We start from the raw sequence: 26,861 nt of genomic DNA, 5'->3' as shown, positions 1-26,861 counted from the left end.
TCCCTTTACTTCGCTGTGACGTGGATTGTCGATGCGCTTAAACTCCTCAAAAACCTCTTTGATCTTGTTTTCCGCAATCCCTACGCCTGTGTCCCAAACCTCAAGTCGTAAAAATTGTCCCTCGCGTCTTGCCCCTAACAGCACCTTACCCGTTTTCGTATAGCGCATGGCATTGGATAAAAAGTTTTGCAAAACTCGACGCAACAGTTTTGGGTCGGAGTAAATCACTTGCTTTGAACAGACATACCGATATTCAAGATTACGCTCAGATGCCAGTGCTTTAAACTCGGTGCTTAGGTTATTGATCAAGTTGGACAAAGAAAAGTGGCTGGGTGAGGGCTCTAACGCGCCAGCATCCAGTTTGGAAATGTCTAGAATGGTCGTGATCAGCTCTTCTGCTGCACGTAACGAGCCATCGAGATTCTCGATCAATTGATTGACATCGGGCTCATAGGTTTTTTGAGCAAGCGCCGAAATAAATAAACGTGCTGCATTCAGAGGTTGCAGCAAATCATGACTAGCTGCAGCTAAAAAGCGGGTTTTACCTAAGTTAGCTGCTTCTGCATCGGATTTGGCTTGACGAAGTTCGTCCTCTATCAGTGCGCGTATGGTGTTTTCTTTACGAAGCTCTTTGTTGACGACCGATAGTGCTTGTGTTCGTTCGCGTACGCGTTGCTCTAGGTTTTCGTTGGTTTCTTGCAAGGCCAGTTCTGCAATACGGCGTTCTGTAATGTCTTGATAGAGCGTGAAATAGCCCAATAGATCGCCGTGCTCACCCATGTGCGGAATGTACGTCACTTCGGCAAAACGGTCACTGCCATCTTTTGTTGGGAGCTTTGTTTCAAAGCGTTGGCGCTCGCCCGAAAGGGCTTTGTCGATATAAAAACGGCGGTATTCGTATTCTTCGCGTGTGAGTACGCTGTAGCATGGAATACCCGCGACTCGGTGGCGATCTAAGCCGAATACGTCGGCATAGGCTTTGTTAATAAACAAGTAACGCATTTGCGGATCTAAGTAGGCAATTAAAACCGGCACGTTGTCTGTATAAATGCGTATATTCTGTTCGCTCTCACGTAAAGCTTCTTCAATGGCTTTGTGATCGGTAATATCCATATAGGTATTCACGTAACCGCCATTGGGCATGGGATTGCCGCGAATTTGCAATACGCTGCCATCGGGGCGCATACGTTCGTAAGAGTGAGGATTATTGTCGAGCAGTAATGCGACGCGAGCTTTGATGTGTTCGTTGATCTCCCCAGGGCCATATTCGCCTTGTCTGGCATTGTGACGGAAGACTTCTTCGATAGGGCGGCCAATGCAAATCAACCCATCTGGGTAGTTGAACATCTCGATGTATTTACGGTTCCAAGCGACTAAACGCATTTGTTGATCGACTACGCTAATCCCTAGGCCAATATTTTCAATAGTGGATTGCAGCAAGGAACGATTGAAGCGCAGGGCTTTTGAGGCTTCGTCTACGATGGTCACGACATCGCCGATCATCATTGTTTTACCGCGTAGAGTAGAGTCCATGACAATCCGTGCCGAAGAGGCTCCAATAGCGCCAGCCAGCATGCGTTCCGTGTATTGAATTAACTCAGGACTGGCTTTATCACCCGGCAAAGGGTAGTGATCTCCTCTTTGTAGTGCAAAGCCTGTGAAGGCATGGCGTGTCCGACTGGCTCCGAGGAAACGCTCACTGAGCATTTCTAAATCTTCAACGGTGACATGCCCAAAAAGACGTGATTGATCGCTAATGTCTTTATTATGGACATTAATAAAGGCCGTCGCTTGAATACGATCGACCAAGCGGCTGCGAGATAAGCGCGAAATAAAGATAAAAAAGAACAGGTTGAAGAAAAGACTCCACAAAACACCATGTGTCAGAGGATCGAGCCCTGTAATGCCAAAAAGAGCGGTGGGTTGTAACCAGGAATTGGTATCTGATGGAATGAGGTCAGTTAAAGTGTATGGGATGTCCAATGCGGCCCGAGTGGTCGGCAAGACCAGTGTGTAGGCCCAGAGAACCATGCCTGCGATCATGCCTGCCAGTACGCCTTGTCGTGTGCCTTCTTTCCAATAAATACCGCCGATAATGGCAGGTAAAAACTGGATCGCTGCTACAAAAGCCAATAAGCCAAACGAGGCCAGAGAGCCGTGATCGCCAAAAATGCGGTAGTAAAAATAGGCGAGAATCATTAAGCCTAAAATTGTGATGCGTCGCACGCGAAGCAAGAGCGCGCCCAGGTCGCCGGATTTCGATAAGCGTAACCAGCGAATACGCAACAATAAGGGCATTACAATATCGTTACAGACCATCGTTGAGAGCGTAATACTGGCAACAATAACCATACTGGTTGCAGCAGATAATCCACCGATGAAAGCGAAGACGGCAAGATGCTCCCAGCCTGCAACGAGGGGGAGCATGAGTACATAGGAGTCAGCATCTATCGTGCTTCCTGCAAAAATATCCATGCCTGCAACGGCAATAGGCAATACAAAAAGTCCAAGTAGAATAAGGTACAAAGGGAAGAGCCAGCGAGCCATTAATATATGCTTAGGATGGGTGTTTTCAACGACCGTGACATGAAATTGACGCGGCAAACAAATCACAGCAGCACAAGCAAGCACTGTTTCTGTCAAAAAACTGCCAGCAAAAGGGGATTGAAAGGTTGGGCTGTAACGAATTTGGTCTGAAATCATGCTTAGCGTGTTGCCTAAGCCATCGTACAGATAAAAGGTGACAAAAAAGCCGACGGATAAAAAAGCCGTGAGTTTGATGATGGATTCAAAGGCAACAGCTAGAACCATGCCGGGATGATGCTCAGTGGCATCGATATGGCGCGTGCCAAAAAGAACGGCAAAAATACCCATTAACAAAGCCACAAATAAAGCCGTATCACTGCCTTTGCTGAGCGCTTCTGTTGCGCCGGGGGCAATCGCGTTATAGCTAAGTGCAACCGCTTTAAGTTGCAGTGCAATATAGGGCATGGTCCCCAAGACCGCGATTATCGTGACTAGTACCGCTAGGCTTTGGCTTTTTCCATAACGAGATGAAATAAAGTCGGCAATGGTCGTAATGTTTTGTTGCTTGCTGACGAGAACAATTTTCTCGATCATGCGCCAGCCAAAAATAAAGACAATGACGGGCCCTAAATAAGTGGCGGCAAACTCCCAGCCTGTAGTAGATGCTCTGCCAACGGCGCCATAAAAAGTCCAAGATGAGCAGTAAACCGCTAGGGACAATGAATAGATTAAAGGATGGTTTGCCAGTCGTTGTCCTGTCGCACTTTTATCGCCGTAATAGGCGATTGCAAACAGTAGAAAAAGGTAGGCGACAGAGATAAGTATGATTAATCCGCCAGACAGCATCGTGACATCCTGATATCAAAGTAGGAGGGTAGTGTACCGATAATCCTATCGGATCACATCTAGTTGATGTGAACTACTCACCGCTAAAGCGGTTGAGCTTCCAAGCCAGCGACCTGAGTCGCTAGCTTTTCTTTTTTGACGCTTCGCAGGCCACGGCTAGTCGAGCTTTTGGCTCGGCTAGTCTTACGCATGCCTCCACGCCCAGTATCTGACTGTGGCCTTAAAACCCCATCATCAGATAACACCGTTCCAGTGTCTAAAATTAAGTTAATGGCCCGTTTCTTAATCACCATTGACGCATTGTGATCCGCGTTGTCAGTGTGTCCACAGTGACCGCAAGTAAATATGGATTGTGACTTGCGATTGTCGGGGTGAGTGTGACCGCATAGCGCACACTCCTGACTGGTTCTTGGGGCCGGTATTTTAAATACCACCTTTCCAGCGTGATAGGCTTTGTATTTTGTATAGGTTTCGATGAGATGCCAACCCACGTTTAATATGGACTTATTGAGTCCAGACTTTTGCTTGGCTTTATTCGAAACATATCGTCCTTGCTCGTCCTGTTGCGCTTTAGGCTTGCGCGTCATTGCGGCCGTTCTCAAGGCTTCGAAGACAATGACTTTAGCGTCGCTGTTCACCAATGAACGACTGGTTTTATGCGCGAAGTCATTGCGTATATTCGCTTTTTTCGAATGATGAACCGCGATGCGATGCTTGGTTTTAGCTCTGCGATTAGAGCCTTTTTGCTGCCGCGCCAACCGGCGCTGCAATCGCTTGATATAGCGTTCAGATTTGCTCATGGATTTTTTTTGATCCTGAGCAAAATCATACGTCTGGTCACCCGCATGAACCGGAATCACTACGCCGCGATCAATGCCCTGAGTGTATTCTTCCAGATACTCTCGGGTGACCCCTTGTAGAAAGGTTAAATGCTCTTTAAGCGTTGGCAGGCCAGCATCCGATACATTGTTTTCATAGCAGAATGATAGGGTGTATTGACCCCGTTCCTTGCGAACATACATCGAATTCGGGATCTGAAATGTATCATGAGCCTTAAACGACAAATAGCCGATATTGTTTGTCTTCGTCCCAATAAACAAGCGAATATTGCCATCTTCGCAGCGGTCAAATCGAAACACTTCGCGGGTCAGATGAATACTGCCCTTATCCGTTTTCGGTTTGCGCTTGGGTCTGCCACACTGACCGCTCATGAACTTTTTATACGTCTTGAACCAGTTTACAGCACTATTGCGCAGTATTTGACTGGGGCAATTATTCAGCCATGGCGTCAGCTCTGTTGACTTAAACTGGGCCGTGGTTTGATCGATGGGGGCATAGGTGCCGATAGCGCAATATTTACGGGCAAAGGTTCGATAATAATGCTCTTCTTCGACCTTGGCATTCCAGATGCTACGAGCACAGCCCATCCATTGGCTGAGTATCAGCCTCTGGTGGGGTGTTGGATTTGCTCGCAGTTTGATGCCTGTTAACATGATGCCTGTTTATTTGCTCTTAATACGTTAAATGATAACATTTTTTATTCTAAAAAATGTTGATCGCTTGCTTGACTCGTCCCTAAAGGAACGAGATTGCGCAAGCATTTTGTTCAACCTATTATACCATTGTCGTGTTTGACTAAAGGTTTGATGATCGACAATTTAGACTCTGTGTGCTCTAGTGTCAGAAATCATTAGGTTTTTTCTGAAATCATCAATTAAATCATTGGTTTCTAGACTAAAGTCGGGGCTTTTCTTTTACAGGTTACCTTTGTTAGATTGAGGCTGTATTTTTCTCAACTCCAATAACAAAAAAATGGAGAGTCAACATGGCAGATGATAAGCAAAATGCAGCTGCATACTGGAAGGCGAACGTTCGCCTTATCACTTGGAGCCTGGTTGTATGGGCTCTTGTATCGTATGGCTTCGCCATACTTCTGCGCCCAATGTTAGCCGGTATTCCGGTTGGCGGAACTGATCTAGGATTCTGGTTTGCACAACAGGGTTCGATCCTCACCTTTATCGCGATCATTTTCCACTATGCGTGGCGATTGAACAAGCTTGATAAAGAATTTGGTGTCGAGGAGTAAGCGGCATGAGTCAATTTGCAATCAATCTTATATTTGTGGGCGCGTCCTTCGTTCTTTATATAGGTATCGCGATCTGGGCACGTGCTGGGTCAACAAAGGAATTCTACGTTGCTGGTGGTGGTGTAAACCCTATCACAAACGGTATGGCGACTGCTGCAGACTGGATGTCAGCTGCATCTTTCATCTCAATGGCAGGTTTGATCGCAGCGGGTGGTTACGCTAACTCTACCTTCCTAATGGGGTGGACAGGTGGTTACGTATTACTGGCGATGCTGTTGGCACCTTACCTACGTAAGTTTGGTAAGTTCACTGTGCCTGACTTCATCGGTGACCGTTTCTACAGCCGTGGCGCGCGTTTAACAGCCGTTCTTTGCTTAATCATCATGTCAGTAACTTACGTTATCGGACAAATGACAGGCGCTGGTGTTGCCTTCTCTCGTTTCTTGGAAGTAAGCTCAGCTGCAGGTATCTGGATTGCAGCGGCAATCGTATTCCTTTACGCCGTATTTGGTGGTATGAAAGGGATTACCTACACTCAGGTGGCTCAGTATGTGGTGTTGATTGTTGCTTACACCATTCCTGCTGTGTTCATTTCTTTACAGATAACCGGTAATCCACTCCCTCCGTTAGGTTTGTTTGGTACTCACCTTGAGTCTGGTATGCCTTTGTTAGAGAAACTGGATGAAGTGGTACGTGAGCTGGGCTTCCGTGACTACACGGCTGACGTTGATAATAAACTGAACATGGTATTGTTCACTTTGTCTCTGATGATCGGTACGGCGGGTCTACCACACGTAATTATTCGTTTCTTCACTGTACCTAAGGTAGCTGATGCGCGTTGGTCTGCAGGTTGGACGTTGATCTTCATCGCGTTGTTGTACCTGACTGCTCCTGCAGTTGCGTCAATGGCTCGTTTGAACCTTGTTAACACCATCTACCCTGAGGGCCCAACGGCTGATGCATTGGCTTACGCTGATCGTCCAGAGTGGATTAAAACATGGGAAGAAACAGGTCTCATTCGTTGGGAAGATAAAAACAACGATGGTCGTATCCAGATGTATAACGATGCCAATGCTGCGTATGCTCCTACAGCAGAAGCACGTGGTTGGAACGGCAATGAGTTGACAGTAAACAATGATATTCTAGTATTGGCAAACCCTGAAATTGCAAACCTACCACCTTGGGTTATTGGTTTGATTGCGGCTGGTGGTATTGCAGCAGCACTCTCAACAGCAGCTGGTTTGTTACTCGCGATTTCATCGGCAGTCAGTCATGACTTAATCAAGACCATCATTAATCCAAACATCAGTGAAAAGGGTGAGATGATGGCCGCGCGTATCTCCATGGCAGGTGCGATTGTGTTGGCAACCTATCTTGGGCTGAATCCGCCTGGCTTCGCGGCACAGGTGGTAGCATTGGCCTTCGGTATTGCAGCAGCCTCTTTGTTCCCTGCTTTGATGATGGGTATCTTCTCTAAGCGTGTGAACGACAAGGGTGCCATCGCAGGTATGCTTGCTGGTTTGATCTCCACATTGGTTTACATCTTCACTTACTTGGGATGGCTCTTCATTCCGGGTACGAATATGTTAGCCAATACGCCAGACAACTGGTTGTTCGGTGTGTCACCTCTGTCCTTCGGTGCAATTGGTGCTGTCATCAACTTCGCGGTCGCCTATGCGGTGTCTTTGGCAACTGAAGAGCCACCACAAGAAATTCAGGATCTGGTTGAAAGCGTTCGTACACCAAAAGGTGCTGGCGCTGCTCTTGATCACTGAGCATAATAGAACCTAGCACAGCGCAGGCTGTAAGTTAGGGTCTTCTAAGCGGGCCTCCAAACGGAGGCCCGACTTATTTCAGGAAAGGTTAAACATGATTTGGACAATAGTCGCGATTGTATTTGCGGGTTTAGGTGCAGCCGGTATCGCTTTAACTCTGCGTAAACTGACACGAAATAAATTGCCGAAATGGATTATTCCTGTCTTTGCAGGCGCAGGGATGTTGGCCTATCAAATTTATTATGAATACGATTGGTTCGATCATCAGCAACAGCGTCAACCTGAGGGAACAGTAGTCGTTTCAACGGAGGAAGGTCAGGTATTTTGGCGTCCTTGGACGTATTGGTTTCCTATGACAATTGCGTTTAGCGTGTTGGATACGAACAACATCGTTAAGGTCGAACTTAATGATGTAGAACTGGCAGAATTTATACTCTACCGCTTTGAAAAACAGCACATAGACCATGTATCGGTCAAAGCCCATGTGATGAACTGCGAGACAGCTGAGCTATTGCCTTTATCGTCAGAGCGCACCTTGCAGTTTGAACGATTACGCGTATTAGCAAAAGATGATGTTTTATATACAAGCGTCTGCCAATAATAAAAAATTGAGACTAAAGTCAGGCTTTTCACTTGGCTTTGTCCTTTGTTAGAGTCAAAAGAAGTTCATTGAATTGTCCTATAATAATTTTACGACTAAGTGCATAGTCTCCTAGCCTTATCCATTTTTGATAGGGTGATACTAAAACCACAGAGAAAGCAGCCAAATGTTGCCTGAACATCTCTTATACACTTTACTCGCCCTAATCAGTGTGTTTGTTATTTATGCTGTCTATAGTTTGAGTCAAGGACATTCATCCACGCAGTTCTATATGGCGGGGGGGCGTGTCTCGCCAATGACGAATGGAGCAGCAATTGCGGCCGACTGGATTTCAGCTGTGACGTTTCTGTCCTTGATTGGTTGCCTTGTTGTGGTAGGGCAGGATGCTTTGCTCTATATGTTAGGCTGGAGTGCTGGTTTTGTCTTATTGGTTTTATTACTGATCCCTTATTTGCGACGTTTTGGTCAAGCCACAGTGCCTGGGTTTATGCTCAAGCGCTATCAGTCACGTTGGATTTGCGTAATTGCCGTTATCACGAGTGTCTTGATCGCGCTCTTTTATTTGGCGGCTCAATTGCGAGGCATGGGAATTGTTTTTTCACGCTTCCTGCAAGTACCTATTACAACGGCAATCGTTTTCGCCGTCATATTATTGATCTTCTATGCCGTTATGGGGGGGGTCAAAGGGGTGACGTATACACAAGTTATTCAATATTCCGTTTTGATTTTTACCTTTATGGTGCCTGCTTTTTTTATTAGTTTTCAAGTGACTGGGCAGTTTTTGCCGCAGGGTTTGCCCTTTGCCGAGGTCGGCGAGCAAGGAAGTGTCTTCCATTGGTTTGAACGGCTGAGAGTAGATGCAGGGTTTGATGCATTTGTGTCAACGAATTTGTTGTGGTTTGAGAAAGGTCTGTTGGTATTGCTTTTGGCCTGTGGTACGGCCGCTTTACCCCATTTGATTATGCGTTTTTTTTCTGTAGGAACGCCTCGAGAGGCCAGATTGTCCGGTGGCTGGGCACTGCTATTTATTGGTTTCTTTTATACCGCCATTCCTGGGGTGGGGATGGTCGGCGGCGCGCAATTTTTACACTCAGTTAAAGAGTATGATGGAGAAGGTTTGTATGCAGCGGCGATGCCAGATTGGGTAGATCGTTGGCAAGCTTCGGGATTGGTGAGTTGGCAGGATCACAATGATGATGGACGAATCCTATATAAGCAAACCGATGAGCTATCCATGAGTCAGTTTGGCAGCGAGCTGTCTTTGGATCCTGATGTAATGGCGATTGTCTTCTTAGAGGTCGCTGCCCTACCTTCGTGGGTGATTGCCCTGTTGGCCTCAGGGGCCTTGGCAGCGGCTTTAGCATCGGCGACTGGTGTCTTAATGGTCGCTTCTATTTCAGTGTCTCGCGATTTGATGAAAAAGTGTTTCATGCCCCAGATGACGGATAGGCAATCATTGCATTTAGTGCGTTGGTCTTCCTTGGGTTTGGTCATATTGTCATCTGTGCTAGCTGTATTTCCGCTTGGATCCTTGATTGAAACGCTTGCAATAGGGTTTATCTTTTCGGGAGCCGTATTGTTTCCAGCTTTGGTCTGCGGTGTTTATAGTGAACGTATACATGCAAAAGGGGTGTTCGTTGGGATGTCACTCGCGTTCATGCTGGTGCTAGGCTTTGTGATAGCGACTATTTTGTCACACCCTGTTCTTTTGCATTGGTCTTATTCATTCGCAACTTTTGGTGGAGTGGCTTTGTTGGTGAATTTTCTTGCAAGTTGGTTAGTGTCTTATTTAACACCTGCTCCAGATAATTCGACTCAGCAGGTGGTGGCTAAAATGAGGGTAACTTAGTCACTTTAGCTTTGAAAGGACGCTAGTAATGAACGAATTATCAATAATAACAACGGAGTAAATAATGCCTGATTCATTCAAAATGGACAATTTGCCGTTCAGCTTGCTCGATGAGCGAGAACAGGCATTGCTTCGCAGTCACTTGGATATTACCTATTTTCAGAAAGGTGAAGCCATCATTGAAGCGGGAACCGCGCCCGAAGGTTTGTATGTCATCTTAAAAGGACGAGTGGGTGAAAGTGATTTAGGTGAGACCTTAGCAACTGGAGAGGTGGTAAGTTCGAATGTGTTTGTTCATTACCAAGATGAGGACTATTTTGGTGGCTGGTCGGCTCTGAATGGCAAAGCAATTCATAACTTTATCGCGGTTGATGAAACCATTTGTCATTTGTTACCCACGAAAACACTGTTGGAGCTGATTTCAAGTAATCATTTATTTGCTGATTATTTCCAACAAAATTTGACAGCCAAGCGCGAAATTGTTGCTCAACATGGTCAAAGCCAGGATATGGCTGAGTTTATGTTGGCTCGAATTGATGATGGTACGATACGCGAGCCTTTGATTGTATTGGAAGGAACATCAATTTTTGAAGCGACTCGCTTGATGCGGGAAATGAAAGCCGATTGTGTGTTGGCTAAGAAGGGCAATCGTTACGGTATGGTGACAGGAACAGACCTGTTAGATGCTGTGGTCATCAATCAGCTGCCTCTCGATTCTGATGTTTCCGATATAGCAAGCTATCGCCTTATAACCATTGACCCCCAAGACTATTTGTTTAATGCCCTGATTATGATGACGCAACAGCAAATAGAGCGTGTTGTGGTGATGAAAGACTCACAGGTACTGGTCGGGATCGTAGAACTTACCGATGTATTGAGTCATTTTTCAAGTCATTCGCATGTCATCGGGTTGCGAGTCGAACGTGCGCAAACCATTGCCGATTTACGTGATGCCTCTAGGGGGTTAACGGAGCTCATCAAGGCCTTGATTTCAACGGGTGTCAAAATACGATTTACCATGGAACTCTTGGCTGCAATGAATGGACGCATTTTGTCAAAGCTCTTTGATTTAACCATTCCTCAGGATATGCGTCCACATGTGTGTTTAATTGTGATGGGGTCTGAAGGGCGTGGCGAACAGATCATGAAAACAGATCAAGACAATGGTCTTATTTTCCGTGATGGCTTGGAATGGCCTAAGATGCATGAGGTGATGAAGCAGTTCAGCGAAACACTTATGTCATTTGGTTTTCCTCCCTGTCCTGGCAATATCATGGTGTCAAACCCTGAGTGGGTTAACTCGACAGAGGATTGGGCAAATAAGCTGTCACGCTGGAGTCAAAAGTTTGACGGTGAGTCGGTGATGAAGCTAGCGATTGCTGTTGATGGTAAACCCGTTGCTGGAAACGTGGCGTTATTTAAAGTGGCCCGTAATGCTTTCTTGCGCAGTATTCGGAATAACGAAATTTTCTTCTCGCACTTTGCTAAGGCTTCGTTGGATTTCAATACACCTCTGACCTTTTTTGGTAAGTTAAAAGATAAGGGGAGTTTGGATATCAAAAAAGGTGGGGTGTTTCCGATCGTGCACGGGATTCGCACCATGGCGCTTGAGCATAAGATTCTTGAAACCAACACCTTTAAACGTATGGAGTTGTTGATGGAAAAAGGTGAGTTGCCTAAGGCGTTAGGCGCTAACCTATCTGAGGCCTTGTCATTATTTGTTCAGTTACGCTTGAAGCAACAAATCGATAGGGTTCAAGCAAGTGAATCTGGTGTTGACGATACCCCGAACGCCATCGACCTACAGAAATTGAATAAGTTAGAGCGAGAGTTATTGCGAGACGCTTTGAGTATTGTTAAAGATTTTAAAAAGTTTCTTACCAATCGTTATCATATAGGGACCTAGCCGAATGATCCTTCCACGTATGATTAGACGCCTAAAAGACCGACGTGATCATAAAAACGGCGACTATGCGCATTTGTTTGAGCCATATAAAGGCGATGAAATCGTATCCTTGGATTGCGAGACGACGAGTTTGGACGTCAAAAAAGCAGAAATCTTATCCATTGGAGCGGTTAAAATTAAAGGGCGTAAAGTCGTTACGAGTGAGCGTTTGGATATTAAATTAAAGCCACCAGCCTCCTTGTCGAAAGACTCAATATTGATACATAAGATACGTGCGAGTGATTTGGTGGATGGTATTGAAATTGAGGACGCACTAGAACAGGTCTTGCAGTTTGTGGGTAATCGTCCCATCTTAGGCTATTACGTTAATTACGACGTGCGAGTGCTTGATAAGTTTATCCGTCCTCAGTATGGGTTTGGTTTGCCGAANATAAGTTTATCCGTCCTCAGTATGGGTTTGGTTTGCCGAATAAAGCCATAGAGCTGTCTCATGTTTACCATGACATCATTAAATGGAAGTCTGTGGGTGGGGAGATAGATCTGCGTTTTGATACCATTTCCAAGAAATTGGATATTCCGATTTTGCAGCGTAATACGGCGCTAGGTGATGCCATTACTGTCGCCTTAATGTATGTCCGTTTGAAGCACGGCTCCCCACCTTCTGTCGCTTAGGTCGACTCTTGTTTTTTTGACGCATTGAAGAACAGGTCTTTTGGCCTGTTTTTTGCATTCTAACCTGTGTTGCGCCACTCTTAGTAAAAAAAGTGACAGAATACCGTCGTCAGTATGGTATATTTGTTTGTGTTGTGGCGTAAACTTTTTATAATGTCAAAAAAATGCCGTAAACGAGTGGGGTGATTGCATGATTGAGCGCGCAGATATTTCAAGTGTATTGTCACAGATGCGTTCTCTGCGTGCCGAAATGCAAGCAGGGGCACAACAGGTAGCATTGCCATCCATGGGACAGTTAAATACTGAGTCCGTGAAGCCTACAGATCGCTCAGGTTTTGGAGCTTTACTCAAATCGGCTGTTGACTCCGTAAGTGAGCAGCAAAAAATGGCGAGTGAGTTACGTGAGGCTTATGAAAGAGGTGATGCTGGTGTCGACCTGCCCCAGGTCATGATTCAAGCGCAAAAATCATCTGTCGCTTTTGACGCCATGACACAAGTTCGTAATCGTTTGGTATCTGCCTACGAAGACATTTCCAAAATGCCGATTTAATAGAGCTTGATTAAATGGAAAATACAGCAGGATCACTGACGTCAAAAGGCGGATTAATGGCGGGCTTTAATAGTCTCGGCATTTTGCGTCAGTTGGGGTTAATGGTGGGTCTTGCGGCAAGTATTGCGATAGGCTTCTCGGTTGTGCTCTGGTCTCAAAAGCCCGATTATCGAGTGCTCTATTCAAATCTTAGCTTTGCGGATGCCAATGAGGTTATTGAGCAATTGCGCATGAGCAATATACCCTATCGCTTTGATGCGGATGGTCGTGCGATTTTAGTGCCCGAATCGCATGTTCATAATGCGCGCTTACGCTTAGCTGCTGATGGTTTTTCGGCGGATCGAACAGTGGGGTTTGAGTTGTTGGATGGTGATCAGGGGCTCGGCACCAGTCAATTCATGGAAACAGCACGCTACCGTCGTGGCCTTGAAGGTGAGTTGGCAAGAACTATCTCCAATATGGTCGCGGTAAGGTCTGCTAGAGTGCATTTGGCCATTCCGAAAGACACCGTTTTTATTCGAGATCAACGTAAACCCCGCGCATCGGTGTTTTTGGAGTTGACCTCAGGGCGTCAGTTGGAGCGTGATCAGGTTGCTGCTATTGCCAACTTTGTCGCCTCGAGTATTCCTGAGCTAGACGTTAAAGACGTCACTATTGTCGATCAGCGTGGGCGCTTGCTCAATATTCGAGATGCAGATACCGATGTTGTTCTGGCTGCGCGGCAATTAGAGTATACGCGTCAGGTTGAGGATACGCTGGTTAATCGTGTTAACAGCATATTGCAGCCTGTGGTTGGTATGGGCAACTTTAGAGCTGAGGTCTCGGCTGATGTTGATTTCACTCAGATTGAGCAGGCCAGCGAAATCTATAATCCTGATTTACCCGCCTTACGAAGCGAACAAACCATGGATGAACGTCGTGCTGCAGGGGAGCCAGCGGTCGGTGTTCCTGGTGCATTGTCAAATCAGCCACCAGGACCTGTTGCGGTTCCAGAAGTAGTTGGAGCGGAGGGTGCAGGAGCGGGTGGTGCTGCATCCGGTACAAGCCGCAATCAGGCGACGCGTAACTTTGAACTGGATCGGAGCATTAGCTATACCCGCCATCAAATGGGGGGGATAAAGCGTTTGTCGGTTGCCGTCGTGGTTGATGATCTTGTCAGTATTAATCCAGAAACGGGTGAGACTGTTCGCACACGTTGGAGCGAAGAAGATCTTCAGAGGCTTCGTCAGTTGGTGCAGAACTCGGTTGGCTTCTCGGCTTTAAGAGGTGACAATGTTGATGTGATCAACTCATCCTTTGTTGCGCCAGATCTATTTGAAGTGGATGACGTGCCTTTTTGGAAAGAAGACTGGTTTTGGAGTCTGGTTAAGCAAGCATTAGGCGCAGGATTTGTTCTTTTGCTTGTATTTGGTATCTTGCGGCCTGTATTAAAACATTTGACAGCGGTGGGTGAGGCTAAAAAAGATTTAGAATACGGTCCCGTTGGTGCTGTTTCCGCTGAGCTGGACGGCTTAGATGCATCCGGTATGGCCGAGGATCGTGTCACTTTTGGCGGAACAGAGCCAGGCGGCATCAATGGATCGAGTGAGAATTTTGAGTTTCAGTTAAATGAAATTCGCAGTATGGTGGCGGAAGATCCTGCGCGCGTGGCTCAGGCGATAAAACAGTGGGTGATTGAGCGTGAGTAACGACCTAACCGATATTGAAAAAGCAGCCATTCTACTCATAAGCTTGGGTGAGAGTGATGCGGCTGAAATACTTAAGCATCTTGGGCCGAAAGAGGTTCAACGTATCGGTGAGGCAATGTCTCGTTTAGACAATATCCCGCAATCGAAAGTTGAAAGTGTTATTAGTAATTTTCTCGAAGTGGTGAGCGATCAGACAGGAATCGGTATTAATAATGATCGGTATATCCGAGCTATGCTTAATCAAGCGCTGGGTGAAGATAAAGCCAAAACATTGATTGATCGAATATTGTTCACGACCAATACATCCGGTCTAGATACCTTACGTTGGATGGACCCACGCCAAGTAGCGGAATTGATTCGTTTTGAGCATCCGCAAATTCAATCGGTCATTGTGTCGTATCTCGAACCGGATCAAGCCGCAAGTGTTTTGGGATATTTTGACGAAAATGTTCGTTTAGATATTGTAATGCGTGTTGCTGCAATGGATCAGATACAGCCTCAAGCCTTGCAAGAGCTGAATGACATGCTGGAAACACAATTCTCGGGTCCCCGCTCAACTCAGTTGGCGAAGTTGGGAGGCATCAAGTCTGCTGCTGAAATTATGAACTTTATTGATACGCAGATTGAAGTTGAGCTAATGGAGTCTATGCGTAGCGTTGACGAAGTGTTGGCTGACCGTATTCAGGATTTAATGTTTGTATTTGACAACCTGATTGATGTTGATGATCGGGGTATACAGGTTTTATTGAGAGAAGTGCAAACCGATATGCTGATTATTGCTCTTAAAGGCGCTGATTCTGGTCTGCAAGAAAAAATATTTAAAAATATGTCCAAGCGTGCCGCTGAACTGTTGCGTGATGACCTAGAAGCAAAAGGCCCTGTCAGAATTTCGGAAGTTGAAGCTGCTCAAAAAGAAATCTTAACTGTTGCTAGGCGTTTGGCCGATGATGGCGAGATTAATTTAGGCGGCGGTGATGACATGGTGTAAGGGATGACAAAATCAGATAATGCGATACCTGTTCGGATACCTGCGGCCAAAGCGGGTAAACTTCAGACTTGGCAGCTACCCGATATCGAACGATCTTCGTCTTTTAGCCCTTTGCACGCGTTGCGTGAGCAAGAAATAGTCAGGGTGGTAGATGAAGAGGTGGCAGCCGAAAAACTGACAGTGAAAGAGTTAGATGCCATTCGAGAAGAAGCCTACAAAGAAGGATTTGCTGAGGGGCGTCAGGACGGGTTTGAGCAGGGCAAACGAGAGGGATATGAGCAAGGCTTAGCGATGGGATTGAATGAAGGTCAAGGGCAAATTGACATCCAGTTGCAGGTGTTGCAGTCGATACAGTCTCAATTGTTCGATCCTTTAGCTTCAAAAGAGGCGCAATTAGAAGCCCTTTTTTACGGCTTGGTGGTTAAGATATCAGAAGCAATTGTGATGTCTGAGCTTTCGATTTCAGAAGATCGCCTAAAAAGTACATTAAAGCAGGCATTGGATGCTTTACCTGCTCAACCCAAGCAGTTAAAAATTGTGATGCACCCCGAGGATAGCCAGCTGCTTTCAGAATATGCTGAACGACATGGTTTGGAATTCTTGGATGATGTCAGTATGACGCGTGGAGGTTGTCGTTTAATTAGTGAGCATTCAGAAGTAGATTATCAAGTTGAAACACGGTTTAGCCAAGTGCTGGATCAATTCAAAGCGTCACTGCGCATGCCTCTGGAGCCGAATCTAGCGGAATAAGTTAAGGTTTTTATCGTGAAATTTATTGAACGCTGGCAGCATGCTTCATCTCAGTCTTTACATTCACCTCAGCCGCAAATTTCAGGGCATGTTACACGTCTAATTGGTTTAACACTCGAAGCCGTGGGCCTTAAAGTGGCACTCGGTGATTGCTGCTATATCCAAGTGACGACCGATCGTGCTTGCGAGGCGGAAGTTGTTGGCTTTTCTGGCGATAAAATTTATTTGATGCCTCTGCAAAGTGTTGAAGGTTTGCAGCCTGGAACAAAAGTGACTCCTGTTTCAGGTAAAGGCTTAGTGCCTGTTGGTTTTGGGTTGTTAGGCCGTGTTCTCGATGGCACAGGTAAAGCACTGGATGGTAAAGGGCCTTTGGATGTTGATGAGTGGGTTACTTTGGAGGGGGAGGTTATCAATCCTCTGCATCGTCAGCCTATAAATGCATCTTTGGACGTAGGTATTCGTGCCATTAATGGCTTGTTGACGGTCGGTTGTGGTCAGCGTTTAGGGTTGTTTGCCGGAAGTGGTGTGGGTAAATCCGTGCTGCTCGGGATGATGACACGCTTTACCGAGGCTGAAATTACGATAGTCGGTCTGATTGGAGAGCGTGGACGTGAGGTGAAGGAGTTCATTGACCATAGTTTAGGAGAGGAAGGGATGGCGCGGTCTGTGGTCATTGCTTCTCCTGCCGATGATTCCCCTTTAATGCGCCTTCGTGCCGCGCAATTGACGACGCGTATTGCTGAATACTTTCGTGCAAAGGGCAAGCGTGTCTTGTTGTTAATGGATTCGTTGACACGTTACGCGCAAGCGCAACGAGAAATTGCTTTGGCTGTTGGTGAGCCGCCTGCAACAAAAGGCTATCCACCCTCTGTTTTTGCTAAGTTGCCAAAATTGGTTGAGCGCGCTGGAAATGCTGAAAAAGGCGGAGGTTCAATTACCGCTTTCTATACCGTGTTGACAGAGGGTGATGATCAGCAAGACCCCATCGCAGACTCTGCGCGTGCCATACTCGATGGGCATTTTGTCCTGTCAAGAGCTTTAGCTGAACAGGGGCATTATCCAGCCATAGATATTGAGGCATCTGTCAGTCGAGTGATGCCACAAGTGGTGACGCCTGAACAGTTAGCGATGGCGCTGGAGTTTAAACGAATGTATTCCCGCTATCAGCAAAATGCAGACTTAATTAGTGTGGGCGCCTATGCTAGAGGCAGTGATCCTTTAACCGATAAAGCGATTGAAATGCAGCCTATTATAAAATCCTATTTGCAGCAGACAATGCAAGAGAGTTTGCCAATGGCTCGGTCGGTTGAGGAGTTAGGTTTGGTGATTACGGCGTCATCGCAGGTTCAAACAGTGCAGTCGCCTAAAATGCCGATGGTAAATCAGCGCATGGATAGGCGATGACAAAGAAAAAGTCCGACCGCTTAGCGTTGGTTCATGATTTAGCGGTTAAAAAGCGCGAGAAAGCCGATCAGTACTTGGCTGAAAGTCGTCAACGAATGATGCAAGCTGAAACCCAGTTGCAACAACTCGAAAGCTATTTGCGTGAGTATCAAGAACAGTTCACTCAAAGTGGCAAACAAGGCTTTTCATCATCTCAAATCGTCTCTCATCAAGCGTTTATATCGCGCTTACAACATGCGGTGAGGCAGCAGTATCAAACACTTTACTTGGCGCGAGATCAGTATGAGCAAGTGTTGAAACACTGGCAGCACTCCTACGCTCAAGCAAAGGGCCTTGAAAAACTGCACGACAAGGCCTTAGATGTTGAGCAGGTTCAGAGAGATAAGAAAGAGCAACGGCAAATAGATGAGCGTTCTCAGTTAACTCAGCGATCAGGTTTTTTTTCGTCTGATTGAGGGTCGTATCCGTCAACATGGACCTTTGTGAAACTAAGTGATGTCATGTGTTGATAGCGTGAATTGGCTTGGATATTGCAAGAAGGCAGTAAAGTCCCCCGCTGTTGGAGTTTGACATGTCTTTTTCCTTATTCCCAAATTTGTCAGCATTAGGCCTGTCTGGAGCGATATCTATGCCAGCTTCGCCTGATGCTAAAGGCACGCAGGCTCCGTCTGGCAGCTTCTTTAATACGCCGAAAGCTCACGCATTCTCCGCTTTAATCGAAAAGGCTTCCGGCGGTCGGGATTCAGTTAATGCACCCTCTGCTGTGGCAGATTCATCTGCATCCCAAGGCAATTCTTTGCCAGTGGTCGGCAGGGAATTGCCGCGAAACTCTACTCATACTGCCGAGCCCGATATGTCGCCAGCTCGCGATAATCGGCTGCAAACGTCCAACCCAAGCTTGGGAGAAACTCAGTCATCCGATAGAAGGCGTTCTTTGACTGACAGTGCAAGTGAAGCAGGGAGTCAAGCGAAACACTTTGCAAAGAGTACCTCAAATGAGGTAAGTCAGGTAGTGATTGCTGCAGAAGATAAGTCAACGCATGTCAAGGCTGCCGAACCGAGTCTATCTGACATTGAGGCCTCAAGCGATGTTAGTAAAGTCGTTGTATCTGATCTTACTAAAGCCATTCATCGTGCGATTCATCAAGCGCAAGATGATGCTCAATTGTACAAAACCGATACGGCACTAAGAGAAGCGATTAGAGATAATCAATGGAATGCTGACTTAGCTGAGCCACCTATTGCAAATACAATACAGGGGGTTGCCGACACTCGTAGCACGAGTGGAAGTGCTGGTTTGGCTGTGAGCGCACCCAGTCAAATTTTTTCCGATGGCGCTGTAAATAAATCTAATTTATTACCAGAAGATCCAAAAACATCTGCTAACAGTGCAGCTGTACTGAATGTTCAAAACGAAAATCCAGCAGCTGCTTCATTAATATCAGGCGTGGCCGCACAGGTGAGCGCAGATAAGCCTCAGGTGGTTGTGAGGCCAAGACAAGAAGCTAGCATTTCAACGAATGATGCAATCCTAAGGCCCGTTGAGCGAGAGTTCTTAAAAGAGGCCGGTGCTCATGATAACTCGATAATAAGGCTTGCTGAGGAGCGAGCTTTGTTGAATGCTGAAAAAGAAGGGACAGTTTCTAATCCATCTCCTGTAAACCTGATAGGCATTGACACTGTGGCTCAAAACCAAAGCATGCCCCTGACATCTGAAACGAGCATGGATTTGATTTCGTCTGAAGATGCGCTTTCTGCGCGCGCTACACAGCCTGAACCACCTTCAGAATCCGACATGGTTTCTAGCAACCCAGAGTTGGATTTGTCTATGCCGCCAGCGCCTCAGACGCTGAAAACGCCCTCAGGCCCTATTCAAGAAGAGCCTTTTCTTGTGGCGGGTTATGATCCTAGACGTTTCGAAAGCGATACTCGTGAAGCAGACACCGTCAACGTGAGGGGGGAGACTGTCCTCTCTGGACGGAAGGTTGAATTAGAGCGCAATCTTTTTGTGACCTCCCCGTTAGCAGATGTGCCTGACTCTCAGAGGATGGAAATCATTGAGAATGCTCGTTTGTCAGCGCAAATAAATGCTAGTCATGATTTAGGTCAACTGGATGAGCGGGTTCAGCGCCAAGGCGAGGGTGTGGCTTCGGTTCCTGATCGCCTAGAGAGTGTTAAGCCGAGTTCGGCTGCACCAGTGAGAGTGAGTGAGCCAGTCAGTGTTGGTACTCAGTCACCGAGCTTGCCTGCAGCACCAGTTGGCTTGCCTGTTGAAGGCATCATTCGTTCAGAACCGCTAGATTTGCCAACTACAGCTTCTATCCCTACTGAGTTATCAAGTCTGACAGTGGCCACAACAGATTTGCCAGCTGAGCCTTCCGTTCGTGTAGAACCACCTAATTCGCGTACTCAAGCGCCCGTTCGGGGTGTGTCACTGGATTTACCTGATCAAGCTTCCGCTCGTGTAGAGTCGCCAAATTTTCGTGCTGAAGCTCCCATTCGAGCTGAGTCTTCAGGCGTGCCCACTGAAACTTTAATTCGTACTGAAGCATCCAGCTTGTCTAATGATAATGGGCTTTCACCACGACAAGAGGACGTAACTCAACTCAATCGAGTCCGTGGAGATGTCCAGCCCCCAATACGTCCTCAAGCTGATGTGCAGCAAGCAAATGTTGAACCTCCTCTAGTGGATGAGGCGGCTATTCGACGAGAAGGAGCCATAGCATCTTTATCGCAGAATCCAGGGGATACGAGTATTCGTGAGGCTTCAGCGGCAGTGGGGCCCAGAACAGGTTCACCTAGCATTCAGCCTGTGCCTGAGGAGATTGTATTGCCGAGTAGGGACTCTTTGCCAAGAAGCGAGATGATTAGAGGTTTTACTGAGACGACAGTGAAAGATGCTCCTGTTCAGACGACAGAAGCATCGGTGTCTAATCCAATGTCGGCTCAAAATGAGGTATTAATCCCCTCAGACACTGACCTGCCAAAGGTGGATTCGACGGGGCTTGTTGCTGATACTCCCGAGGCTGCTGCAGCTCCAATGTTGTTTAAAGATAAAGAGCCTGTACAAAAAACAGAGCCACGATTAGATAAAAGTGTTAGAAAAGAAGATTCGGTTGTGCTGCGTGAGGCACAAAGGCCTGTTGGTGCAGCGGTAGAAGCTGAGCGGATTGTAGACTCGATGCGTTTACGAACTGAAGGCTCAGAACGTCGTATTGAAATGGAGCTGAGAGAGTCAATGTTGGCAAGCACTTCATCGACATCCGTATCCGCCGCTAAATCGGATGGATCTAGTAGTGCATTGAGTTCAGCCTTGAATGGTGCTCAGCAAACTACTTCTGCTAACCCTGCGACATCTTCTGTGATGTCCGAATCCTTGCGTCCGGCTGAGCGCTTAATGAATCCAGCGTGGGCTAAAGGGATGGGAGAAAGAGCCATTATGATGGTTCAGCAAGGCCCTAAGGTTGCGGAAATACGCTTGGATCCACCTGAGTTGGGATCGTTGAGAATTCGAATCCATGTTCACGCAGGTGATCAGGTTAATATTAGTTTTAGTGCTCCGAATGCCAACGTTAGAGAAGTGCTTGAGCAACACATGCCAAGGTTAAGGGAAATGTTTGCAGAGCAAGGATTAAATCTTGCAGATTCCTCTGTGTCTGATCAATCTTCCCAGCAACAAAAAGACAAGGAAGGTGGAGGCTTTGCTAAGGGTGGAAAAAATATTGAGCAGTTAAATGAAAATAGTACTGCATTTGCAAAGCCAATAAAAATCGGATTAGTCGATTATTATGCTTGAAGCAAGTCCACTGTTTTATAGAGGTTGTGGTATATTGTTCACTCTGGAGATAGTTGAAGACTGGGGTGATCAATGGCTGAAGATAACAATGAAAACAAGGGTAAAGGTTCAAAGAAAAAACTAATCATCATCTTGGCCGCTGTCGTTTTATTGTTGGTGGTAGGTGGGGCTGCATTCTTTTTGTTAATGGGAGGTGACGAGCCATCGGAAGCAGAAGCCAAACCGGTAACGCCGACAGAAGCAATCTATGTGAAGATTAGAACACTAGAAGGTCGCCCGATGTTTGTTGCTGGCTTGCAAAACCCGGCCGGTACACAGCACTTTATTCAAGTCTATGCAGAAGCGAAAACACGTAACCCCGCTGTTGAAACTGTATTGAATACACATATGCCTTTATTTGTTGCGCGTCTAAATACTCTATTTACAACAAGTAATCCTGATTCCTTGAGAACAGTAGAGGGTGTGCGGGCCTTGCAGCAGGAATCCACCGAATTGGTAAGACGTTTAGTGAGTGAGCGTGGTGGTCCTGGCGATGCTGTTGAGATTGTTTTGTTTACCGACTTTGTGATGCAGTAATGGAGCAGCGTTAAATGTCCGTTAAGGATCTGCTATCGCAAGATGAAATTGATGCCCTGTTGCACGGCGTTGATGATGGTGATGTTGAAACAGCTGACGAAAGTTCTGTCGATGAGTCGGGGGTTCGTGTTTATGATCTAACCAGCCAAGAGCGCATTGTCCGTGGGCGAATGCCGACGCTAGAAATGGTCAATGAACGTTTTGCGCGTTTAGCACGAGTGACGTTGTTTAATCTACTGAGAAAGCCCGCAGACGTGACCGTCGGTGGAGTGCAGGTGATGAAGTATGGTGATTACATCCATACTCTATATGTTCCTACCAGTATGACGCTAATGAAAGTAATGCCTTGGCGCGGAACGGGTCTTTTGATCATGGATGCAAAGCTCGTTTTCAAACTGGTTGATCAGTTTTTTGGTGGAGATGGGCGGCATGCAAAGATTGAAGGCCGAGATTTTACGCCAACTGAAAATAGATTGGTTTATAAAACAGTCAACCAGTTTTTTGAAGATCTAAGGCATGCATGGTTACCTATTCACACCTTAAAATTTGAGCAGATAGGTCACGAATTGAACCCTGCGATGGCCAACGTTGTAGGGCCCAATGAAGTGGTGATTGTAAGCTCGTTTCAGGTTGATCTTGAGGGGGGGAATGGTGATTTTCATGTGACCATTCCTTACTCAATGATTGAACCTATACGTGATCAGTTGATGTCGGTATACCACAGTTCTGAATCCGAAAGAGATGATCGTTGGATGTCGTCGCTACGACGGGATATATTACATGCAAGCCTACCAATTGACTTAATTGTGACTGAGCGTGAGATGACATTACGCGATGTTATGGAGTTTGAAGTTGGAGATGTGATTCCAGTTGATATACCGGATCAGCTCAAACTTAAAGCGAATGCAGTGCCCTTGTACACCTGCCAACTAGGAACATCTCGTGGTAACCTTGCAGTGAAAATACATCGAGTCCTTAAGCAGGATTCTGAATAAATAGTGCTATTGCGGAGATCCGAGTGTGAGTGACGAAAACGCTAATGTTGATCAACAAGCCCTAGCTGATGAGTGGGCGGCTGCGATGGAAGAGCAGGTAGGGTCGCCGGATTCGGAGCCAGATATCATGAAGGTTCAGCTTAGTGAACTGAAGGATGAGTCAGTTTCCGGCGGTGACCCTAGGCTTGAAGTTATTTTAGACATTCCCGTTAAAATGACGGTGGAGGTTGGTGGTACTGAAATTGCCATACGAAACTTGCTTCAACTGAGCCAAGGTTCTGTTTTGGAACTTGATCGTGTTGCTGGTGAGCCGCTTGACGTCAAGGTGAATGGCACATTAATTGCTCACGGCGAAGTTGTTGTTGTCAATGATCGCTATGGCATACGTTTAACCGATGTTATCAGTCCTCAAGAGCGGATTAGGCGATTAAAATAGTGAAAGGGTTACTAACGCTGATTGTCTGTTTTATTCTTTCGTCTTCTTATGCGTTCGCGACAGAAGCACCTTTAGTGCCTCAAAATAACTTCATGTCTTCAGAGCCTATGACCTTTGCGGCGATTGTTCAGATGGTGCTAGGTTTGCTGTTGGTTATAGCCGTTATCTTTATTATTGCCGCTATTATGCGACGTGTTGCATTTTTACCTGGCCAACATAAAAAATTGAGAATTGTGGCTGCTTTGTCTTTGGGGCAAAAAGAGCGAGTCGTCCTAGTGCAGGTGGGTGATGAACAGTTGCTTTTGGGGGTTTCGCAGGGGCAAGTGACTTTGCTTAAGTCTTTTGATGAGCCTGTTATTGAGCTGTCTGTGCCATGCGATGATTTTGGGTCAAGGCTAAAGTCGATTATAGCTGCACAAAGAGGTCGCTCGAAATGAGAGGGTGGTTATTTCTCTTTTTGGTGTTCATGCCCTTGATGGTGCAGGGGCAGGATTTTGGAATCCCTGCTATATCCTTGCGTGTTGATGAGGATGGTTCTGCTGAGTATGGTGTCACGATACAGATCTTAGCGCTCATGACGATGCTGACATTCCTGCCAGCAATGCTCATGATGATGACTTCATTTACTCGAATTATTATTGTTTTTTCGATTTTGCGACAAGCGCTAGGTTTGCAGCAGACACCCTCGAATCAAGTCTTAGTGGGCTTGGCGCTTTTCTTAACGTTTTTTATCATGACGCCTGTCTTCGAGCGAGTGAATGCTGAGGCTGTACAGCCATATATAGCTGGAGAATTAGTTGGTTTGGATGCTTTGGAGGCAGCAGGAAAGCCTTTTCATCAGTTTATGATTCGTAATACGCGCGAAAGTGATCTTGATCTGTTTATGCGTATCTCTGATACGCCTCGTGTGGAAACACAGGAAGACGTGCCCTTTCGAATTTTGATCCCAGCCTTTGTTATAAGCGAACTAAAAACGGCATTTCAAATAGGATTTATGTTATTTATACCTTTTTTGGTCATTGATTTGGTTGTAGCAAGTGTGTTGATGGCCATGGGTATGATGATGTTGTCTCCCGTGATTGTGTCACTGCCATTTAAAATAATGCTATTTGTATTGGTGGATGGGTGGGCGATGGTTGTCGGCACGCTGGCTGCCAGTTTTGGAATCTAGCGAGGAGGGCTAAAGCGTGCTGATTGGAAATACGCTGGACCTATATGGTGGCGCATTTTGGTTGATTATCAAAATCGTTACGGTAATTGTCGGGCCTGCTTTGATGGTGGGATTGATTATCTCAGTATTCCAAGCGGCGACCCAAATTAATGAGCAAACCCTGAGCTTTCTACCACGTCTTATCGTAAGTTTGTTGGCGGTAATGTATGCGGGGCCATGGATAGTGACTCAAATTATGGATTTGTTTGAGTTTTTGTTTTTGAATATTCCCCATATGATTGGGTAGAGTCGTGTTTGTTTCTTTAGCTGAGCTAGAACAGATGGTCTCTACTTTTTTGTGGCCTTTGTTTCGCGTCTCATCTTTTTTTATGGCCGTTCCAATCATCGGTACACAAATGGTTCCTGTACGAGTTCGCTTAGGGCTGGCGTTAGTTGTGACCCTTCTGATTGTGCCTGTACTGCCCGAAATGCCTGTCTTTGACGGCCTCTCTTTATATAATTGGCTTGTGATTGCAAATCAGATTTTGATCGGTGTTGTGCTAGGGTTCACACTACAATTGTTGTTTCAGAGTTTTCTTGCTGGGGCGCAAATTATAGCTATGCAGTCCGGCTTAGGTTTTGCGTCGATGACGGATCCAAGTAATGGTGTTAGCGTTGTTGTGGTTGCTCAGTTTTATTCCATGATGGCAACGTTATTGTTTTTGGCAATGAATGGGCACTTAGTGATGATTGAAATCCTAGCCCAGAGCTTTTTTCATTTACCTGTCGGGCTCACTGGGGTGGATGGCGAAGTATTTATGCGCATCGTTTTGACTCTAAGCTGGCTATTTATGGCGGCGCTGTTGATGGCGATGCCTGCAATCCTTGCATTGTTAATTATTAACCTTGCCTTTGGCATCATGACAAAAGCTGCGCCTCAGTTGAATATTTTTGCGATAGGCTTCCCTTTCATTATGCTGGTTGGTTTATTTATGCATTGGGTTAATGTCCCCATTTTTTATGATCACTACGTGCGTATGACTGACTTTATGCTAAGTTTTATTCACTCATTGTTGCTCTAATGGGAGGAATGAATGGCTGAAGAAACGGGTCAAGAAAAAACACAAGAACCCACGGCGAAGCGCATACAAGATGCGCGAAAAAAAGGGGATATTGCGCGCTCAAAAGAGCTGACAACTCTGGCGCTGCTAATGGCCTCAGCGGCGGCCGCTTTGATGTTTGGTAGTCATGTTGGGCAGACGATGATGCGAATGTTTAGCCATAACTTCAGCATCCGTGGTGAGGCAGTCTCCGATCCTGCTTTTATGTTTATTTATTTATATGAAGCTTTGTGGGATAGTTTTTTCAGTTTATGGGGCTTTTTTCTGATGGTCTTTTTGGCCAGTTTTTTATCATCAATCGCGCTTGGTGGTTGGAACTTTAGTGGAGAGTCGTTACAGCCTAAAGGCAGTCGTTTGAATCCGTTGGCTGGGATTAAGCGAATGTTTTCTATGAAGTCTTTGGTCGAGCTTTTTAAGGCTATAGCAAAGGTGTTGGTGGTTGGGGCTGTATCTGTCTTGGTGGTCATGGTTTTGCGGCCGGAGTTGATGGCGTTGACGGCCGAAAACATTGAAACATCCATTGAGCATGCTTTAGAGGTGTTAGCTTGGTCTTTTTTGTTGATCAGTGCAACTATGATTCTGGTTGTGTTGGTTGATGTGCCGTATCAGCTTTATGACTACAATAAAAAGCTGAAAATGACGATGCAAGAAGTTAAAGATGAAATGAAAAATACCGAGGGTAAGCCCGAAGTAAAGGGGCGTATTCGTCAGTTACAATATGAAATGTCGCAGCGCACAATGATGAAAGATGTGCCGAGCGCAGACGTAGTTATCACCAACCCGACCCACTATGCTGTAGCTATCAAATACGATCAGAGTCATGGAGATGCCCCCGTCATTATTGCCCGTGGTGCTGATTTTGTTGCGCTCAAGATTCGTGAAATAGCACAAGAGCACGATGTACAGATTTTATCATCGCCAGCCCTAGCACGAGCTTTATTTTATGCGACGGAGGTTGGGGATGAAGTCCCAACTGGTTTGTATACGGCGGTTGCTCAAGTATTAGCATACGTCTATCAATTAAAAAATACTCCCTCCTACAGCCAATCAGCAATTCCAGCGCCAAGAGAGCAAGATCTTGAAATTCCTGAAACTTTTCGAGTTGATCCTGACTAATTTGGCTTAAATATTGCATAACGCCCTTAT

The 26,861-nt window shown here is 46.1% G+C and carries 24 protein-coding genes; 22 read left to right on the top strand and 2 right to left on the bottom strand.

Annotation, left to right across the window (positions count from 1 at the left end; all coding sequences use genetic code 11):
- Together DN062_RS17590 and DN062_RS17585 are read right to left on the bottom strand one after the other, a co-directional pair.
- On the bottom strand, positions 1 to 3,372 hold a 3,372-nt coding region (locus DN062_RS17590), incomplete at its 3' end, for a PAS-domain containing protein (RefSeq protein WP_112160607.1).
- Positions 3,373 to 3,455: 83 nt separating this feature from the next.
- Positions 3,456 to 4,865, bottom strand: a complete 1,410-nt coding sequence (locus tag DN062_RS17585) for an RNA-guided endonuclease InsQ/TnpB family protein (RefSeq protein ID WP_112160606.1) — start codon at positions 4,863 to 4,865, stop codon at positions 3,456 to 3,458.
- Positions 4,866 to 5,197: 332 nt separating this feature from the next.
- Between DN062_RS17585 and DN062_RS17580 the strand changes: the two genes are divergently transcribed.
- The 22 genes from DN062_RS17580 (at position 5,198) to flhB (ending at position 26,831) form a co-directional block, all read left to right on the top strand.
- Positions 5,198 to 5,458, top strand: coding sequence for a DUF4212 domain-containing protein (locus tag DN062_RS17580; RefSeq protein ID WP_112160605.1), 261 nt, complete (start codon positions 5,198 to 5,200; stop codon positions 5,456 to 5,458).
- Positions 5,459 to 5,463: 5 nt separating this feature from the next.
- Positions 5,464 to 7,233, top strand: a complete 1,770-nt coding sequence (locus tag DN062_RS17575) for a sodium:solute symporter family protein (RefSeq protein WP_112160604.1) — start codon at positions 5,464 to 5,466, stop codon at positions 7,231 to 7,233.
- A gap of 94 nt (positions 7,234 to 7,327) precedes the next feature.
- Positions 7,328 to 7,834, top strand: a complete 507-nt coding sequence (locus tag DN062_RS17570; RefSeq protein WP_112160603.1) for a hypothetical protein — start codon at positions 7,328 to 7,330, stop codon at positions 7,832 to 7,834.
- A gap of 166 nt (positions 7,835 to 8,000) precedes the next feature.
- Complete coding sequence (locus tag DN062_RS17565; protein WP_112160602.1) at positions 8,001 to 9,683, top strand: VC_2705 family sodium/solute symporter; 1,683 nt, start codon at positions 8,001 to 8,003, stop codon at positions 9,681 to 9,683.
- Positions 9,684 to 9,747: 64 nt separating this feature from the next.
- Positions 9,748 to 11,589 (top strand): DUF294 nucleotidyltransferase-like domain-containing protein, encoded by a 1,842-nt coding sequence (locus DN062_RS17560; protein WP_112160601.1) that lies wholly within the window; start codon positions 9,748 to 9,750, stop codon positions 11,587 to 11,589.
- Between the two features lie 4 nt (positions 11,590 to 11,593).
- Complete coding sequence (locus DN062_RS17555) at positions 11,594 to 12,070, top strand: exonuclease domain-containing protein (RefSeq protein WP_239995837.1); 477 nt, start codon at positions 11,594 to 11,596, stop codon at positions 12,068 to 12,070.
- Positions 12,052 to 12,261 (top strand): 3'-5' exonuclease family protein, encoded by a 210-nt coding sequence (locus tag DN062_RS18985; RefSeq protein WP_239995836.1) that lies wholly within the window; start codon positions 12,052 to 12,054, stop codon positions 12,259 to 12,261. Before DN062_RS17555 ends, DN062_RS18985 begins: the two co-directional genes overlap by 19 nt.
- 190 nt (positions 12,262 to 12,451) lie before the next feature.
- Entirely contained in the window at positions 12,452 to 12,811 is a 360-nt protein-coding gene (gene fliE, locus DN062_RS17550; RefSeq protein WP_112160600.1) for a flagellar hook-basal body complex protein FliE, read from the top strand.
- A 14-nt stretch (positions 12,812 to 12,825) separates the two neighbouring features.
- A complete protein-coding gene (gene fliF, locus DN062_RS17545) occupies positions 12,826 to 14,499 on the top strand; it encodes a flagellar basal-body MS-ring/collar protein FliF (protein WP_112160599.1) in 1,674 nt (557 codons plus the stop codon).
- A complete protein-coding gene (fliG, locus tag DN062_RS17540) occupies positions 14,492 to 15,487 on the top strand; it encodes a flagellar motor switch protein FliG (protein ID WP_420811682.1) in 996 nt (331 codons plus the stop codon). The genes fliF and fliG overlap by 8 nt, the downstream gene beginning before the upstream one ends.
- A gap of 3 nt (positions 15,488 to 15,490) precedes the next feature.
- A complete protein-coding gene (locus DN062_RS17535; RefSeq protein WP_112160597.1) occupies positions 15,491 to 16,237 on the top strand; it encodes a flagellar assembly protein FliH in 747 nt (248 codons plus the stop codon).
- A gap of 24 nt (positions 16,238 to 16,261) precedes the next feature.
- Positions 16,262 to 17,641: a flagellar protein export ATPase FliI gene (fliI, locus tag DN062_RS17530; RefSeq protein ID WP_239995838.1), complete on the top strand. Its 1,380-nt coding sequence runs from the start codon at positions 16,262 to 16,264 to the stop codon at positions 17,639 to 17,641.
- A complete protein-coding gene (gene fliJ, locus DN062_RS17525; protein ID WP_112160595.1) occupies positions 17,638 to 18,096 on the top strand; it encodes a flagellar export protein FliJ in 459 nt (152 codons plus the stop codon). Before fliI ends, fliJ begins: the two co-directional genes overlap by 4 nt.
- Positions 18,097 to 18,212: 116 nt before the next feature.
- Positions 18,213 to 21,437 (top strand): flagellar hook-length control protein FliK, encoded by a 3,225-nt coding sequence (locus tag DN062_RS17520; protein ID WP_112160594.1) that lies wholly within the window; start codon positions 18,213 to 18,215, stop codon positions 21,435 to 21,437.
- Between the two features lie 72 nt (positions 21,438 to 21,509).
- Complete coding sequence (locus DN062_RS17515) at positions 21,510 to 22,013, top strand: flagellar basal body-associated FliL family protein (RefSeq protein WP_112160593.1); 504 nt, start codon at positions 21,510 to 21,512, stop codon at positions 22,011 to 22,013.
- A gap of 14 nt (positions 22,014 to 22,027) precedes the next feature.
- Positions 22,028 to 23,008: a flagellar motor switch protein FliM gene (gene fliM, locus DN062_RS17510; protein WP_112160592.1), complete on the top strand. Its 981-nt coding sequence runs from the start codon at positions 22,028 to 22,030 to the stop codon at positions 23,006 to 23,008.
- Between the two features lie 25 nt (positions 23,009 to 23,033).
- Positions 23,034 to 23,444 carry a flagellar motor switch protein FliN gene (gene fliN / locus DN062_RS17505; protein ID WP_112160591.1) on the top strand — a complete coding sequence of 137 codons (411 nt, stop codon included), beginning with the start codon at positions 23,034 to 23,036 and terminating at the stop codon, positions 23,442 to 23,444.
- On the top strand, positions 23,444 to 23,881 hold the full coding sequence (gene fliO, locus DN062_RS17500; RefSeq protein WP_112160590.1) for a flagellar biosynthetic protein FliO: 438 nt from the start codon (positions 23,444 to 23,446) through the stop codon (positions 23,879 to 23,881). Before fliN ends, fliO begins: the two co-directional genes overlap by 1 nt.
- The gene (gene fliP / locus DN062_RS17495) at positions 23,878 to 24,615 is read left to right on the top strand and encodes a flagellar type III secretion system pore protein FliP (protein ID WP_112160589.1); all 738 of its coding nucleotides are present in this window, start codon (positions 23,878 to 23,880) and stop codon (positions 24,613 to 24,615) included. Before fliO ends, fliP begins: the two co-directional genes overlap by 4 nt.
- A 16-nt stretch (positions 24,616 to 24,631) precedes the next feature.
- Positions 24,632 to 24,901, top strand: a complete 270-nt coding sequence (locus DN062_RS17490) for a flagellar biosynthetic protein FliQ (protein WP_112160588.1) — start codon at positions 24,632 to 24,634, stop codon at positions 24,899 to 24,901.
- A gap of 4 nt (positions 24,902 to 24,905) precedes the next feature.
- On the top strand, positions 24,906 to 25,676 hold the full coding sequence (fliR, locus tag DN062_RS17485; protein ID WP_239995835.1) for a flagellar biosynthetic protein FliR: 771 nt from the start codon (positions 24,906 to 24,908) through the stop codon (positions 25,674 to 25,676).
- A gap of 12 nt (positions 25,677 to 25,688) precedes the next feature.
- A complete protein-coding gene (flhB, locus tag DN062_RS17480; RefSeq protein WP_112160587.1) occupies positions 25,689 to 26,831 on the top strand; it encodes a flagellar biosynthesis protein FlhB in 1,143 nt (380 codons plus the stop codon).
- Positions 26,832 to 26,861 lie beyond the last annotated feature (30 nt).

Origin of the sequence: Nitrincola tibetensis (genome assembly GCF_003284585.1) — a bacterium.
Taxonomy (GTDB): domain Bacteria; phylum Pseudomonadota; class Gammaproteobacteria; order Pseudomonadales; family Balneatricaceae; genus Nitrincola; species Nitrincola tibetensis.
The sequence above is the reverse complement of the archived record's forward strand: the minus strand, read 5'-3'. Positions and strand labels throughout refer to the sequence as shown.